We start from the raw sequence: 15,334 nt of genomic DNA, 5'->3' as shown, positions 1-15,334 counted from the left end.
GTAGTCGCGAACGGCGATCAGCCCAGCTCGATTTTTGAACCGTCGACACGCGTCACTTCGTCGGACATGAGCGTGGTGTGCCGCGTATGCATGTGCGCATGTCCTTCGACGCGCCAGTGCGCGCTGCCCGCATGCAGGTCGTCATTGCCCTCGATACGGCGCGTGCTGTCCTGCACGCGCGACAGCAGCTGGCCCACAGTGGACACGAATGATTTGGCGACCAGTGACAGGCGCTCGATGCCGGCGTCCAGCGCCCCGATGCGCGCCTGGGCCCGATGGCTCACGATGCTGGCCGACACGCTGTCCAGGGCGAACTCACGGGTGCTCGCGCGGATCTGGTCGGCGCCCTCCAGCGTGATGCGCGGCGCGCGGACGCGCAACTCGCCATCGGCCGATTCGAGCGCCGTGCCTCCAGGCAACGCCAGCGTCGCCGTGGCTGTCGCCTGCGAACGCACCAGCACCGCCAGGACATACGCGACGCTGACCGCCGCCGTCACGCCGGCTTCGACCGGATGCGCGGGCAAGGCGTCGCATACGAGGACGAGATCGCCCGGCTGGGGTTCGAGCAGGCAGCTTGCCGCTCTGAGTGCGCCCTCCGTCTGACCGTCGAGATAGAACCATTCGCCCGCGCGGCCGGTGACCGAAGCGGTGGTGAGCGCCGGGTCACGCGTCATGCTGTGCGTTGCGCCGTGGCGCAAAGCCGGATCGATGCTGAAGGAAGCTTGCAAGTCCATGTCGTTTCTCCTCGATTCAGGCCGACCAGGCCTCGGCGCGCAGCCGCAACGGGTCAGTGGGACGGGTACGGCTGCGTTGCGCATCGGCCCAGTGCGTGCGCTCGCCGACCAGTGCATGAAAATTGGCGTTGCCGAAGTCAGCGCGGGCGCAATCGGCTTCGGACAGGTCCACGTGCGAGAGATCGCAGTCGATGAAACGCGCGCCCGCATGCGTGGACCGCTGCCATTGCGCGCCCGTGAAATTGGCCTGCTCCCATTGCACGGCGTCGCAGCGTGCGCCGGTCAGGATCGCGCGACTGAAGTCGGCCACTGTGAAGACCGCGCCGGTGAAGTCGGCGGCGGCGAGCAGCGCGCCGCCGAAGCGGGCATAGCGGCCGGTTGCGTTGGCGAAGCACGCGCCTTCGAGCACGGCGCCGTCGAAACGCGTCTGGACGAGACGTGCATCCCTGAAGTCCGCGCCGGCAAGCGTCGCGCCGGTGAACTGGCACAGCGACAGATCGCATTCGGGAAAGCGCTGGCGGCTCAAATCGGCATCGAGAAAGAGCGTCTGGACGAGCGCTGTGCCGGAGAACACCACGCTCGTCAGAGAGGCCTTGCGCGCGGTGAAGCGCGTGAGATCCGCATCGCTGAAATCCGTTTCCTCGAACGTGCAATCGACCGCGTCGCAACGGAACAGCCGCGCTGCGTCGAAGCGCGCTCCCGACAGATCGGAGGTGTCGAACAGGCTCCGTTCGAACTGCGCGCTGGATAGCGTCGCGCGCGTGAACGTCGTGCGCAGAAAGCTCGCGCGGCCGCCGTGCGCTTCGCGCAGGCTCGTGTCGGCGAGTAGCGAGTCTTGCCAGCGCGAACCGTCGAGCAGGGCGGCGTCCAGCAGGGCGCCGCTCAGATCGCAACCGCGAAAGGTCGCGTTCACGAGGCGCGTGCGCGACAGATCGGCGGCGCGCAGATCGACGCGCTCCAGCACGCAGCCGGACAGATCGCGGCCTGCCAGCGCGGCGCCCGCGAAGGTCGCGCCGACGAGCTTGACGCCGGGTTGGAGTGCTTTGAGCTCGGACATGGTGAATGGGCTGACGGGTGGGTGAAGTTCAGGAGTCGAGCTCGGCGCGACCCGGAATGGATATGAGCGTCCGGTCGACATTCGCGCCTTCGAACGACGCCGCGTGGCCGAGGTTCGCGCCATAGCACTGCGCGCCGTACAGATTGCTCGAGGCGAAGTTCGCGCGGTCGACCGTGGCGCGCCGCAGGGTCGCGTGCATGAGGTTTGCGCGGCTCAGATCCGCGCCGCTCAGGTCGGCTTTGGCGAGCTGGATGGAGGCCGCGCGTACGCCGGTGAAGCGCGTGCCGCTCGCCTGCACGCCGCTGAAGTTGGCGTGTTCAAGCGTGGCGCCGTCAAAGACCGACTGGCTGATGTCCACGCCGATCCACACCGCGCGATGCAAATGGGCCGCGTCGAAACGCGCGCCGCTCAGGTCCGAATCGAGTCCGGCGCGCGAGCCGCCGAGATCGGCGCGTTCGAAGCGCACGCCGGCCGCCCGCACGCCGAACAGCCGCAGGCCCGCGCAGCGGGCGTTGACGAAGCTCGCGCCGCCGAGCGTCGCATGATCAAACACCGCGTGTTCCAGCGATGCATCCGAAAAATCCGCACCGGTCAGTTCGCATTCGGCAAAGCCTGCTTTCGGCGCAATACAGCCGCGCGCCACGAGCCCGGTCATCGTCGCGCCGTTGAAAACAGCCTTGGCCATGCGCGCGCGTTCGAGATTCGCCGCGCTGAAATCGGCGGAGGCGAAATCGCCGGCTTCGAGCGAGGCTTCGTCGAGCCGCGTGCCGCTGAAGTTCGCGCCGCGCGCGCTGGCGCTGGCCAGCGTCGCGCCGCGCAGATCGGCGCCCGCGAAGTCAGCGCGCGTCAGCAGCGCGCGGCGAAAGTTCGCGCCCGCAAGCCGGCTGCCCGTCAGGCGAGCACCGGTCAGCAATGCGCCGCCGAAGTCCACGCCCTGCAAATCCGCACCGGCGAGATCGACGCCGCTCAGATCGAGTCCTGCCAGCGAGCCGCCCGTCGCCAGGCGCGCGAGCGCGGCGTCGCGCGTGAGCGGCGCGGCCTGAGCCGGCGCCGGCGCGAGCGCGGTCTGGAGCGCTTGCGGTACGGCGGGCGCGGCGGCCGGCAGCGAGCCAAGCGCCTCGAGATTGGTGAGCAGCGCGTCGATGTCGAGACTCGCGGCTTCGCGCAACGCGGCAGCCGTACGCGGATCGCTCGTGCTGGCGGCGAGTTGTTCGAGCGAGGTGCCGCTGGCCGCCAGCGCCTCGCGCGTTTGCGCATGCGCCTGGCGAACTTCCGCTGCCAGCGCGGCAAAACCGTTCGCGCCCTGTGCCGCGCCCGGGTTCGCGGCAGCAGCAGGCTGGGGCGAAGCGATGTAACGCTGTACGTCGTCTTGCGTGAGGTTGTGCTGCTTGAGCAGGTCCGCCGTCGAGCTTTCGAGCGATTGCAGCATTGCATCGAGTTCCTGTTGAAGGCCACCGGGCGGCGTGGCGGCAGGAGGCATCGCCTGCTGCGCGAGCGCTTCGGCTTCCTGCTGGCTCAGGCCGTGCTGCTTGAGCAAGTCCTGCTTCAAGGCGTCGATTTCGCTCGTGACCTGATCGATCTGCGACAGTTCTCCCGGCGGCGCGCCCGCAGGCGCCGGCATCGCGAACGGCTGCACCGAAGGTGCGGACGGCGTGGCCACAGCCGGTGCGGCTTGGGGCTTGGCCGGCACGGCCGGCACGGGGGCCGCAAACAGCTTGTCCCGGTAATGCCCGACGGGCAACGGGCTCTCGCCCATCGGCTCGAAGCCGGTGACGATATGCGCGATGTCGTCTGCGTCTTCGTCGGTCAGTGTCGCGACCGCGCGGAACAACACGATGCCCTGGCCGATCTCGGGAAAAACCCAGACGGTCTCAGGGCGCGCAGCGAACTCCTCGAAGCGCAGTTCCGCTCCCGCGCGGCGGCTCACGAAGCAGCGCGCGCGCAGGCCGGGCAGACGGCCGCGCAGCAGCGGCTGCTCCGGATGCATGTGATCGACAGCGATCGCTTCGTCGCCGCGCCAGAATCCGTCGATACGCTGATCGGCCGGCGCGCAGCAGAAGTATTCCGTGTGCGTCTGCGCAGGCAGATGCGGCCACTGCTGCGCGAGCCAGCGGTCGTCGAACGGGCCGAGCAGCGCGGCGCGCTGGGGCGAGGTCGCGGGCAACGCCCAGTAACCTGCGGGCTCGCGCTCGTCGCCCGGCATCGCGACGAGTGCATCCGGGCGTTCGACATTCGGCAGCGGCTGACGCGCGCCATCGCCGGCTTGCGGGCGCGCGCCACGGCCTGCGGGATTCGGCGCGAACGCCGGGCCGCCGTATGCACGCGCCGGATCGACGGGCATGCGCTGGAACGGCTCGGCCGCCGAGATGCCGCCGAGGGCGCCGAAAGAGCGGTCGCCGTACACATAGAGCGCCTTGCGGGAGTTGCCGACCTGCACCACGGTTTCGACGAGCGCGGCAGGCGCGCCGCCCGGCGCATGCGCCGCGCCATACGCGAGCCATTCGCCGCGCGGCTTCGGGAAGCCTGCGTCGAGCAAACCGCCGTCGCCGAGCGCGGCGGCGCCGGCCGTCCACAGGTCGGCTTCGCTCGCCAGCGGCGCGGGTCCGGCGGCGGGCGGCGTCAGCGGGAACATCGCCATTGCGCCGATCGACAGCAAATCGCGGCCTTCGAAGCGCAGCGTGCGGAACAACAGCGCGCACGTATCGGGTTTGATGATCTTCATGATTCGGCCTGGCAGGTTACGGGCATGACGTCGCGAACGATTCGAAGCGCGCGGCTCAACCGAGCATGATGAGCGGCGCGTCGAGATTGATGAAGTCCTCGATCATGCCGAGCGTGGTGCCCGCCAGCGTGACCGCGAACATCTCGGGCGTGAGCGCGGCGAGCGCTTCGCCGCAGGACGTGGTGACCGACTCGGCGGTCATCTCGATGATCGACGGCCCGACCGTCGCCGTCAGGTTCTCGCCGGTCAGCGCAAGGGCGGTTTCGTCGGCGCTCATGCTGGCCGATGCGCCGGTCAGCAAGACCGTCGTCTCGCCCGCTTCGCCCGTGAACGAGAACGATGCGTTGGCGTCGGTGAGCATGACGGAGCCCTGGGTCGCCGCCGTCTCACGCATGAATTGAGTGGTCGCGAGGCCCATGGTCAGCACGGACTTGTTGTCGACGGTCGTCCGGGTGAGCGTGGTGGAGGTCGGGCTCATGTCGAGCTGATTGTCCGCCTCGGGCGTGAAGTTGGCGCGCAGCGTGGCGCCGGTTTCGCCGAGCTTGAGCGTGCCGACCTGTTGCAGCAGCGCGCATGAGCGCGATAGCGCGCTCGTCGCCTTGGAGACCTTCTCCGCGGTGACGTAGTTCACGTACGCGACACCCGCCGCCTTGAGCACGGAACCGGCGATGTTGTCGCCGTCGTCGCCGGCCGCGTCCAGGCCGCCGAGCGTGGCGGCGTACGCGAGGTTCATGCCGACCGAGGCCGCCAGCAGGCTCTTGATCGCCAGCTGGGCGGAGGTGATGCCGGCCATCGTGGCGGCATCCACCGCATGCAGGCCGCCCTTCAGGCTGATGTCGCCGCTCGCCTGCGTGGTCTGCGAATCCGAGAAGTTATAGGTGTCGCCGCTCTGCATCGACAGCGACGTCCCGTTGGTCCACAGCACGTTGTTGCCGTAGATCGCGGCGAGATAGGTGCCGAGTATCACGGCGTTCGACGCCAGTCCGGTGACGGTCGTCTGCCCGGTGAGATAGGCGCCGTTGGTCGCGCCAAGGGTCAGCGAGTTCGCCGTGCCGAGGGTCAGGGCGTTGCTGTCTCCCTTCGTGAAGCTATGGATGCTCATGTCATTCCTCGATGATTCAGATGCGCGCCGCGCTAGTTGCCGATGAACACGTGCGTATTGCCGCCCGGCGAGAACAGATGGATCGTCTGGCTGCCGTCCTTGTCCGACATCTCGACGATGTTGCCGCCCTTCGTCACCATGCGGTTCATTGCCGGGTTGGCCTGATTCACCACACTCGAGTTCACGGAATTCGGCACCGTTCCGACGATCACCGGCTGGTCCGGATCGCCGCCATCAAACGCGAGGAGGACCTCGGTGCCCTTGAGCAGTGGAAAGTGCATGCCGTGGCCATCGCCGGAATAGGGCGTCGCCATGCGGATGCGCGCCGAGCCTTTTGCTGCTGCCTTGTCGGTGCGGTCGAAGGGAAGCTGCACGGTGTACTGGCCATAAGCATCGAGTTCGGCATAGTCGCCGCTGCCTTCGGCGTCGACGCTCGCGCTCAGCGTGCCCGAGATGGTTGGCCGCGGCGTGACGCGCGGCGCGCGGAACTGCACGCCGGCGCGGATCGCGCTGAAGGTGTTGCGATAGATGATCTCCTCGCGCGCCTCGCCGTTTTCGCTGAAGGGCGTTCTGATGCCCGCGAGCAGCGCGCCCGCCTGGGAGCCTTCGTGCGTGATCTCGGTGACGAGATAGCGGCCGTTGAAGTCGTCACGATAGTGATGCGCGAGTTGCACGAAATAACCGCTGCGCAAGCCGACGGCCGTGCTTTCGCCGTCGAAACGTTCACCGCCGCAGAGAATTTCCTGGGCGCGCAGCGTGGCGTAACGCGTGCCTTCGTCGGCGTCGCGGAAGTTGTCGCTGTAGAACATCGCTTCGCCGGCGCCTTGCGGCGAGACCGCCGCTTGCACGACGAGCGGCACGGAGGCGCGCCGGTAGTTGTAGTCCTGCAGCACGACCTTCGCAGGCAGCGGCTTGACGCGGCAGACGAAGCGCTGCACGGAGTCGGGCGCGACGCCGGTGTCGAGCTCGTCGGATGGACGGTAGTTCAGCGGCAGTGCGTCGGCGGCGTGCATCGCGCGATCGTCGACGAGGGTCAGCGTGTCCGCCTGCCCGCTCTGCGCGAAGTAATAGTAGATGCCTTCTTTCTCCAGCCAGCGCGAAACGAAGTCGAAGTGGCTCTCCTGGAACTGGCACACATAGCTGCGCGGACGATACGTGCCCGTGAGCTTGAGATCGACGGCGTTGCCGGTGAGTTGTGCGTCGCGCAGCACGCTGCCCACGATCTGCGGGATGGTCTGCTCGTTCAAATAGACTTCGCAGGTGCGCGTGAGCGTAAGCCGCCACGCGCGCGGCACCAGCACGGCGCGATAGAAGGTGTAGCCGCCCGCGTGATGCAGTTGATCGAACTCGGCGAGCATGCCGGAATACGGGGTCGTGCGGGAAGCATTGTCGGGCGCGCCGATGGTCAGCGTCGCGTTGTTCTGCAGCATCTTCGCCAGATCGATGTCAGCGTCGTCGGAAACGAGCGTCAATTCGAAGCGATACAACTGCGAGATCGCCTCGCGCCCGCTCATGCGCACCACCGAGAAGGTATCGGCGGCGTAAGCGTCCGAGGCGAAGCCGAAGCGCTGATTGTTGGCAAGTCGGGCGGAGAGCGAAGTCATGTCGTTTGTCTGCCGTTGAATCAGGAAGCGCGCCGCGCATGGGCGGCGGCGCGCGGGCGGTGAACTCAGGCCTTCGGCGCGAGCCAGGAGTCTTCGGCTTCGATGCCGTCCGGCTCGTAGGTCCACGTGATCTTCTCGTAGGTGAACGCGAGATCTTCCATGTGGCCCATCTGCTTGTTGTTCGGGTCCAGGCAGTTCGGCGTCCACGACTGCATGTGCGTGAGGATCGCGTTCTCGAGCTTGGCCGTGTAGTACTTCTCTTCCGTGCCCTTCGGGGAGATGCGATAGAACTCGAGCGTCACGCTCTTCAGCTGCTCGCCGGAGGTGAGGGCCTGATAGAGCTTGGGGCTGGACTTGTCGATTTCCTTCGTGACGGTCATCGCGCCGTGCACGCGCTTGCCGGTGGGCAGGCCGGTTTGCGGGCTCTTCGGGATCTCGATGGTGTGATCGACCGCCTGCACGAGGATCTTGCCTTCGTGGCCTTGGACTTTGGTCGAGCCTTCGATCTTTCCTTGATTTTGACCTTCGAGGGTCAGGTAGCAGGGCATCGGCATGATGAATCTCCAGTAAGTGTTTGAGGTTGACGGCCGGACTGGCTGTCTTGCGCTTGCGGTTTTCGGTGTCGTTCAGCGCATGAGTACAGATTAAGGTCGTGCGGTTGCGGCTTCGTTGCGAGACCGGCGCGGCGTGTTACATCCGAAACACGGCCGAAGTCCCGCTGTCCGTTCAGACGAGCCGCACCACGCTCGCTTCGACCTCATCGCCTTCCGGATAGGGCATCAGGAGCAGCGAATCCGGGCAGCCGCGCACGCGCGCGAAGTACGAATCCTCCGTGCCGATGCGGTTGCGCACCGCCCAGCTCAGGTACGCGGTCCCGCCGACCTCCATGCGCAAGCCTTCCTGCGCGTATTCCAGCGTCGTGCGGCTCGGCAGCGCGCCGCGCGAACCGACCGCCTGGAAGTCGATCGACACGCCTTCCACCTCGGGCACGCCGAAGGCAAAGCCGGCGAGCGGCGCATCGAGCGCGCCGAGTTCGAGCCACTGGCCGATGTTTTCGTCGCCCCAGAGCGTCAGGCGGTACGTCCCCAGCGCTGCCAGTGGCGTCTGCTTCGGCGCGCGAGCGAGCGCCGCGACGAGCTTGGCAGGCCACGCGGCGTTCGCATCGGTGAACACCGGCGCATCCGCCAGCACGGGCGGCAACGAGGCCGCGCCCGATGTCGACAGCACGAAGACGGGTGGCGCGGCCTCACGCGTCGATTGCAGGCTCGCCTGCAACAGCGAGAGACCGTAGCGCACGCCCGGCGTGGCGAGCGACGCATCGTCGGCAAGCACGATCCACGCGTGCGCCGCCTGCATCGCATCGAGCACGACTCGCGCGACCGCCCGGTCCGGCTCGTCGAGCCACACATGGCCTTGCGCCGCGATGCCATAGCGCTTCAGCGTGCCCACGACCTGTGCGATGCGGGCGTCGTCTTTCTTGAGCGCGGTAATCCAGACCTGCTTCATGCTTGTTCGTCCTCGATGACGGCGCTTTTCTTCGCTGCCGGCTCGAAGCCGAACGAGACGGTGAATGCGCCTGCCTCGTCCACGTCGAGCTGAGCGTGGGTGGGCTGCTCGGCGTCGCTCATGCGCACGAGGATTTCATGCGAGAGCATCGGCATGACGGTGCCGCGCAGAATGAAGTCGATATTGCGCGCGCCGGTTTCCACCTCGGTGCAGCGCGCGGCGATCGTATCGACGACGCGGTCCGTGTAGGCAAGACGCATCTTGTTGGTGGCAAGCAGCCGTTTGACGATCTTGTCGAGCTTGAGCCGCACGATGCCGGCAAGCGCATCCGCCGGCAGCGTGTAATAGGGGATCACGGTCATGCGCGCGAGCAGCGCGGGCTTGAAGTGCGCCGACAGGATCGGGCGCACGGCCGCGAGCATCGTGTCATCGTCGGGGCGCTCGCCGTTCGACGTGAGTTCGGTGATCACGTCGGTGGCGAGATTGGACGTGAGGAACACGACCGTGTTCGAGAAGTCGATCTCCTTGCCTTCGCCGTCCGACAGCACGCCCTTGTCGAAGACCTGATAGAACAGGTTCATGACGTCGAGATGGGCTTTCTCGGTTTCATCCAGCAGCACGACGGAGTAGGGCCGCTGGCGTACCGCCTCGGTCAGCAGGCCGCCTTCGCCGTAGCCCACGTAACCCGGCGGCGAACCGATCAGACGGCTCACGTTGTGGCGCTCCTGAAACTCGCTCATGTTGACGGTGACGGTGGATTTCTCGTCGCCGAACAGCAGGTCCGCGACGGACAGCGCCGTTTCCGTCTTGCCGACGCCCGACGGCCCCGCGAGCAGGAACACGCCCATCGGCTGCTGAGGATCCTTGAGCCCCGCCGCCGACGACTTGAGCACTTCCGCGATCTGGTGCATCGCGTGGTCCTGGCCGCGCACGCGCTGACGGAGTGTCGCTTCCATGTCGAGGATCGCCTTGGCCTGATCGCGCTGCACCTTGCCGAGCGGAATGCCGGTCCAGTCGCTGACGACCTTGGCGACCACGTCCGGATCGACATCGACACGCACCATCGGCTGCTCGCCCTGGGCCTCGCGTAGCGCGGCTTCAGCCCGCACGGCGGCGTCGCGCAGTGCGGCGATCTGCTCCTCGGGCTGCGCGGCGGCGCGTGCCGCAGTCACGGCCGCGCGCGCCGCGACGAGCGCCGCGCCCGCTTCCTTCTGGACAAGCCAGCGCTCCCGCAGACCGGCGGCGCGACTGTCCAGTTCGGGCAGTGCGGCGGCGATCGCGGCCAGGCGCTCGTCGTCGACCGGTTGCAGGTTGTCACGATCGCGTTCGAGACCGCGCCGCTCCCGCTCCAGCGCCTGAATGCGCCGCTCGGTATCTTCGAGCACGTCGGGCTTCGCGCTTTGCAGCACCTTGACGCGCGCGCAGGCCGTATCGAGCAGATCGACGGCCTTGTCCGGCAGTTGCCGTCCGGTGATGTAGCGACTCGACAGTTCCGCCGCAGCAACAATGGCGTCGTCGCGCATGACCACCTTGTGCACGTCCTCGTAGCGCTCCTTCAAACCGCGCAGGATCAGCACGGCGGTGGCGAGGTCCGGCTCGTCGAGTTTGACGAGCTGGAAGCGCCGCGCCAGCGCCGCGTCCTTCTCGAAGTACTTCTTGTATTCGGCCCAGGTCGTCGCGGCGATGGTGCGCAGTTCACCCCGCGCGAGCGCGGGCTTGAACAGGTTCGCCGCGTCCGATGTGCCGGCCTGGCCGCCCGCGCCGATCAGCGTATGCGCTTCATCGATGAACAGGATGATCGGCTTCGCCGAAGCCTTGATCTCGTTGATGATGCCTTTCAGCCGGTTCTCGAATTCGCCCTTGACGCTCGCGCCCGCCTGCAGCATGCCCATGTCGAGGCCGAGGATGGTCACGTCGCGCAGCGAGTCGGGCACGTCGCCGTCGACGATGCGCAGCGCCAGCCCTTCGACCACCGCCGTCTTGCCGACGCCCGGATCGCCGACGCAGATCGGATTGTTTTTGCGGCGCCGCGCGAGGATGTCGACCATCTGGCGGATTTCAGGATCGCGCCCGAACACCGGGTCGATCTTGCCCGCGCGCGCCTTCTCCGTGAAATCCTCGCAGTAGGTCGCGATCGCCGTGCCTGCACCTGCGCCCGGCGCGCCTGCTGCCGCGGCCGTGTCGGACGTGCCCGCCGTCTGTTCGATGGACGTCGCCGTCACCGCGCCGAAGCGCGCGAGCAGCGCCTCGCGTGGAACACCGCGCACGAGGTCGGCGTAACTGCCGGTCGCGTAGAAGGTCGCGCGGGCGAGGAACGCGAGCAGGATCGCGCCGGAGCGTACGCGGGTTTCGAGCAGATCGACCGAAGCCATCAGCCACGCGTCCTGCAGCAGTTCCAGCAGGATCGGGGAGAACACCGGGCGGCCGGTATTGCCCCCGCGCATGTCTTCGATCGCCTGATCGAGCGCGCGGCGCAGCAGCGCGGCATCGACGTTGTGCTCGCGCAGCAGCAGCGGCACGTCGCTTTGCGGATCGTCGAGCAGCTTGACGAGCATGTGCTCGACGGAAATCTCGTACTGGCCGCGCGAAATGCACAGGCCCGCGCTGTTTTCCAGCGCCTGGCGGCAATAGCCGTTGAGCCGGCTCACCAGCGGTTTCAGATCGACCAGCAGCATGGTTAGGCTCCTCGTGTTGTCTCGATAGGGATGCGGGGCGAAGGCCGTTTCAGACGGCGAAGCTGACCGGGCGCGGCACGGCGTCCGGGCTGGGCGCAAGCCACGTATCGCGGCCCAGCGCGCTCCAGTGGCCGCCGCCGGCGCGCGCATTGGCCACGACGCCCGCGCGCAGTTCGAGCAGCACGGTGACGTCGAACGGTTCGGTCAGGTAGTAACGGATCAGGAAGCGCAGACGCTCGTGCTCGCGGCGGCCCGGTTGCAGCGCCTCGAACAGGGCGACCGGCAGGTCTCGCAGTTCGACGCGCAGGCGATTGTTCGCGTCGCGGCATTGCGTGCCGAGATAGCATTCGACGCCGAGCGCATGGCGCATGTCGCCGAGCGCGGCGCGCTGGTCGGCGGGGATCGGCAGCCAGCTTTCCACGCATTCGACGATCTGCACGCGCGCGGGCGCAAATGCATCGGCGAGCAGCGTCTGCAGGCCGAGCGCGGAATGCGGACGCTGCGAGAACAGCCCCGCATAGCGCAGCAGGTCGGCGACGCCGGGCGCATCGTCGCGCCGCAGCGTGCGCTCCTGCAGGCCAACGAACGCGTAGAGCCGCTCGCGCATCGACTCGTCGCCTTCCTCGACGACGCGCAGATGCGGCCGGTACTTGATCCAGCTCTCGTACAGCAGCGGATACAGCGTGTAATGCAGGATGTCGAGAAACTCGCGCATCCCGGTCCGGCCTTCGCGCGCTTCCTCGAGCAGGTCTTCCGTGTAGAAGGTGGGCAACGGCGACGACACGCCGTACAGGCCGAAGAAGTTCGCGGTGATGCGCGGCGTGGGTCGGGGCGCCGGCGTGTCCTCGTCGTACTCGCCGGGACCGGCGGGCGGACGCGGCATGTCGCGCTCGATGCCGTCGATATCGGTCTCGGGAAAGCCGAGCGCGAGCCGCGGCCGCACCCGCAGGCGCTCGGGGTCGTCGCCCGCGAGCCGCGCGCGCCGGCGCAGCAGACGCACGGCCTGAAAGTACCCGAAGCGCTCGCCCTGGTTAAAGAGCGCGTCGTCTAGAGCAGCGCTTGTTGACCGAGCCGCGGCGTCCATCGAAATACCTCTCCCGAGAAAATGTCTTCCAGCTCGAAGCGCGTGTACGTGTTCATGCTTGCGTAGGCGCCGAGAAAACGGTCGATGACGCTGCCGAACACGTACAGGTCGCCCGGTCCCGCGAAATGCTCGGTGTCGCAGCGCATGCGGATGCACTGACCGCGCAGCATGTTGCGCCCGACCAGCCGCACTTCGGACTTCGCCTCCAGTTCCTTGATGCCCGCGATGCGCCTGCGGTTGGCCGCTTCATGACCTTGTTCCTGCCGTTCCGAGAACACGTACAGCGACAGCAGCGCGCGCAGGTTGGCAGCGTCGGCCAGCGACAGGAAGTTGAGTGCCGCATGTCCCAGCAGCCGCCAGCGCAGCGCTTCGCCGACCGGCGGATTGACGGCGGGCGTCATCGGCCGGATGTTGCGGAACTTGAGGCGCTCGGGCGAGCTGCCGGTGGGTTCGCTCAGATCGCCGTAGCGCAGGCTTTCCGGCAGATAGCGATTGGTGCACGTCAGCTCGATCGACAGCGTTTCGGTCTGCGGCGTCGCCGCCGGCGGATAGGCGACCGACAAGTACAACTCGGCCTCGTTACCGACTGCTGCCGGCTTGAGCGACGTGTGATAGACCAGATCGTCGGACTGGCGGTCGCCATCGGGCGCCGCTGCATTGCCGAGCACGCCGAACGGCTGATAGACGCGTTGCTGCGCGACCCCTTGCCGGTACGACGTGACCTTGTCCACCGAGTGCACCTGATAGTGCTGCCGGTTCGCGCCCTCGGGCGTGACGCGATAGTCCGTCTGGCGGTGATCCAGCGTGATCGGATTCGCGTGATGGTCGAACAGGTTGATCGCGGGCGTCACGTTGAGCATGAACGCTTCCGCGCTCAGTTCCGTGAGCCATGCCGGCAGGCGTCGCAGCGACAGCGACACCGAGAATGTCACGCCGCTTGCGCCGCGCAGGCGGTCGAGCCCGGTGAGATCGACGAAGAGGAATTTCTCCGGCTGCACGAAGAATTCCTGCAGCGTGCGATAGCCGGGAAAAGCGTGGCTCGGATACGGCACGAGCTCGGTGTCGAACCCGGCGGGCACGAGCGCACGTGGACCGAGTTCGGTGGTGAAGGCGCCGGCAGTCAGGCGCACCGACGTCACCTCGGTCATCAGCAGCATCAGCAGCCTGGATGCATCGCTGTAGCCGCCCGCGAGAAAGAGCCGCAGCGAGTCCGTCTGCCAGCGGGCGAGATCGAGCCCGCGCAGCGTGAAGTCCAGATCGATCGACGGCGTGCGGCCTTCGCCCGCCGACAGACGCGCCGACAGCACGAGGGGATGCACGGCGACAGCCTGCGTGGTGCGAAAGCGGCACGACGTGCCGTCGACCGGCGCCGATGCGAGTTCCACGCCCGCCGTCACCCGCGCCGTTTCCGTCAGCGCGCCGCGCGGCTCGAACAGCACCAGCGTCGTGGCCGGCACCGGCCGCAAATAATGCGGAAAGAGCAGCGTCGAGAGTTCCTGGATGAACTCGGGAAATTCGTCGTCGAGCTTCTGGCGCGCGAGACCCGTCAGGAACGCGACGCCTTCCAGCAGGCGCTCGACGTCCGGATCCGTCGAGCGGCCCGCGAGCATCGGCGCGAGCGCCGGATTGGCTTCGGCGAACTCGACCGCCAGCGTCTTCAGCTTGGCGAGTTCGTCTTCGTAATAGCGGTTGAGCATCGGATCAGGGCAGGGGCGCGCTAGACGACGGTGACGCGGCCATCGGCATTCACGGTGGTCGAGAGGCGCAGCGGAATCTCGCGGTCGTTCACGGCGAGCGTGCCGTCGAGGCTGAAGCGGATCGACATGACGTCGCTGCGTTCGGACTGCAGCCGCACTTTCGGATTGAGCACGCGCGGTTCATAGCGCGACACCATGCGCTGGATCTCTTCCTCGATATCGCTCAGCGAGCCGCCTTCGAGCCCGCCCGCGATGTTCGTGAAGTCCGGCACGCCGAACTGCGGATCCAGTTCCACGCTGCCTTGCCGCGTGTTGAGAATGCGCGAAAGATGTTCCATGACCGATCGTACGAGCACTTCGGTGCTGGTCTCGTTGGTGCGTACCGCGCCTTGTTCCCAGCCCGAAATGCGTTCCAGCAGCCTGCGCTCTCTCATTGGCGATCCTGAATGACGCGGCGGGATTCGTCATCGCCGCCGCGATGGTTCATTACGCCTTCGGCGCGAGCCAGGAGTCTTCGGCTTCGATGCCGTCCGGCTCGTAGGTCCACGTGATCTTCTCGTAGGTGAACGCGAGATCTTCCATGTGACCCATCTGCTTGTTGTTCGGGTCCAGGCAATTCGGCGTCCACGATTGCATGTGCGTGAGGATCGCGTTCTCGAGCTTGGCCGTGTAGTACTTCTCTTCCGTGCCCTTCGGCGAGATGCGATAGAACTCGAGCGTCACGCTCTTCAGCTGCTCGCCGGAAGTGAGCGCCTGATAGAGCTTGGGGCTGGACTTGTCGATTTCCTTGGTGACGGTCATCGCGCCGTGCACGCGCTTGCCGGTGGGCAGGCCGGTTTGCGGGCTTTTCGGGATCTCGATGGTGTGATCGACCGCCTGCACGAGGATCTTGCCTTCGTGGCCTTGGACTTTGGTCGAGCCTTCGATCTTTCCTTGATTTTGACCTTCGAGGGTCAAATAGCATGGCATCGGCATGGTGGCCTCCAGTTGCCGTTATGGTGAGCTTATGCGTTGGGTCTGCTGTCGTTTCGTGCCGCTATGCACCTTGTTGCCGGGTGCATGACTACAGTGTGAGGGTGAGCGGTTACCGCCTCGTTACGGACCGCCGCCCGCGTGTTACCGATGAAACCTGGGCCGCGCCGCCCGGTTTTTC

12 protein-coding genes are annotated in these 15,334 nt (G+C 66.9%); all 12 read right to left on the bottom strand.

Translation table 11 applies throughout. From position 1 onward, the window contains the following. Positions 1-17: 17 nt before the first annotated feature. The 12 genes from QCE83_RS23130 to QCE83_RS23075 all read right to left on the bottom strand — a co-directional run bounded on the left by QCE83_RS23130 (position 18) and on the right by QCE83_RS23075 (position 15,156). Positions 18-734: a DUF3540 domain-containing protein gene (locus QCE83_RS23130; protein WP_309816694.1), complete on the bottom strand. Its 717-nt coding sequence runs from the start codon at positions 732-734 to the stop codon at positions 18-20. Positions 735-750: 16 nt separating this feature from the next. After that, a complete protein-coding gene (locus QCE83_RS23125; protein ID WP_309816692.1) occupies positions 751-1,791 on the bottom strand; it encodes a pentapeptide repeat-containing protein in 1,041 nt (346 codons plus the stop codon). Between the two features lie 28 nt (positions 1,792-1,819). After that, positions 1,820-4,513, bottom strand: a complete 2,694-nt coding sequence (locus QCE83_RS23120) for a DUF2169 domain-containing protein (protein ID WP_309816689.1) — start codon at positions 4,511-4,513, stop codon at positions 1,820-1,822. A 55-nt stretch (positions 4,514-4,568) separates the two neighbouring features. Then, a complete protein-coding gene (locus tag QCE83_RS23115) occupies positions 4,569-5,615 on the bottom strand; it encodes a hypothetical protein (protein ID WP_309816686.1) in 1,047 nt (348 codons plus the stop codon). A gap of 32 nt (positions 5,616-5,647) precedes the next feature. Next, positions 5,648-7,219 carry a type VI secretion system tip protein TssI/VgrG gene (locus QCE83_RS23110; protein WP_309816684.1) on the bottom strand — a complete coding sequence of 524 codons (1,572 nt, stop codon included), beginning with the start codon at positions 7,217-7,219 and terminating at the stop codon, positions 5,648-5,650. 65 nt (positions 7,220-7,284) lie between these two features. Then, complete coding sequence (locus QCE83_RS23105; protein WP_309816667.1) at positions 7,285-7,773, bottom strand: Hcp family type VI secretion system effector; 489 nt, start codon at positions 7,771-7,773, stop codon at positions 7,285-7,287. Positions 7,774-7,945: 172 nt separating this feature from the next. Further along, complete coding sequence (locus QCE83_RS23100) at positions 7,946-8,725, bottom strand: hypothetical protein (protein WP_309816681.1); 780 nt, start codon at positions 8,723-8,725, stop codon at positions 7,946-7,948. Continuing rightward, the gene (tssH, locus tag QCE83_RS23095) at positions 8,722-11,400 is read right to left on the bottom strand and encodes a type VI secretion system ATPase TssH (RefSeq protein WP_309816678.1); all 2,679 of its coding nucleotides are present in this window, start codon (positions 11,398-11,400) and stop codon (positions 8,722-8,724) included. Before tssH ends, QCE83_RS23100 begins: the two co-directional genes overlap by 4 nt. Positions 11,401-11,449: 49 nt before the next feature. Continuing rightward, positions 11,450-12,484: a type VI secretion system baseplate subunit TssG gene (tssG, locus tag QCE83_RS23090; protein WP_309816675.1), complete on the bottom strand. Its 1,035-nt coding sequence runs from the start codon at positions 12,482-12,484 to the stop codon at positions 11,450-11,452. Continuing rightward, on the bottom strand, positions 12,448-14,181 hold the full coding sequence (tssF, locus tag QCE83_RS23085) for a type VI secretion system baseplate subunit TssF (RefSeq protein WP_309816672.1): 1,734 nt from the start codon (positions 14,179-14,181) through the stop codon (positions 12,448-12,450). The genes tssG and tssF overlap by 37 nt, the downstream gene beginning before the upstream one ends. 20 nt (positions 14,182-14,201) lie before the next feature. After that, positions 14,202-14,615, bottom strand: coding sequence for a type VI secretion system baseplate subunit TssE (gene tssE, locus QCE83_RS23080; RefSeq protein ID WP_309816670.1), 414 nt, complete (start codon positions 14,613-14,615; stop codon positions 14,202-14,204). A 52-nt stretch (positions 14,616-14,667) separates the two neighbouring features. After that, positions 14,668-15,156, bottom strand: a complete 489-nt coding sequence (locus QCE83_RS23075; RefSeq protein ID WP_309816667.1) for an Hcp family type VI secretion system effector — start codon at positions 15,154-15,156, stop codon at positions 14,668-14,670. Positions 15,157-15,334: the final 178 nt, after the last annotated feature.

It is taken from the genome of Caballeronia sp. LZ034LL, from assembly GCF_031451215.1.
GTDB lineage: Bacteria > Pseudomonadota > Gammaproteobacteria > Burkholderiales > Burkholderiaceae > Caballeronia.
This window is presented reverse-complemented; position numbering and strand designations above follow the sequence as displayed.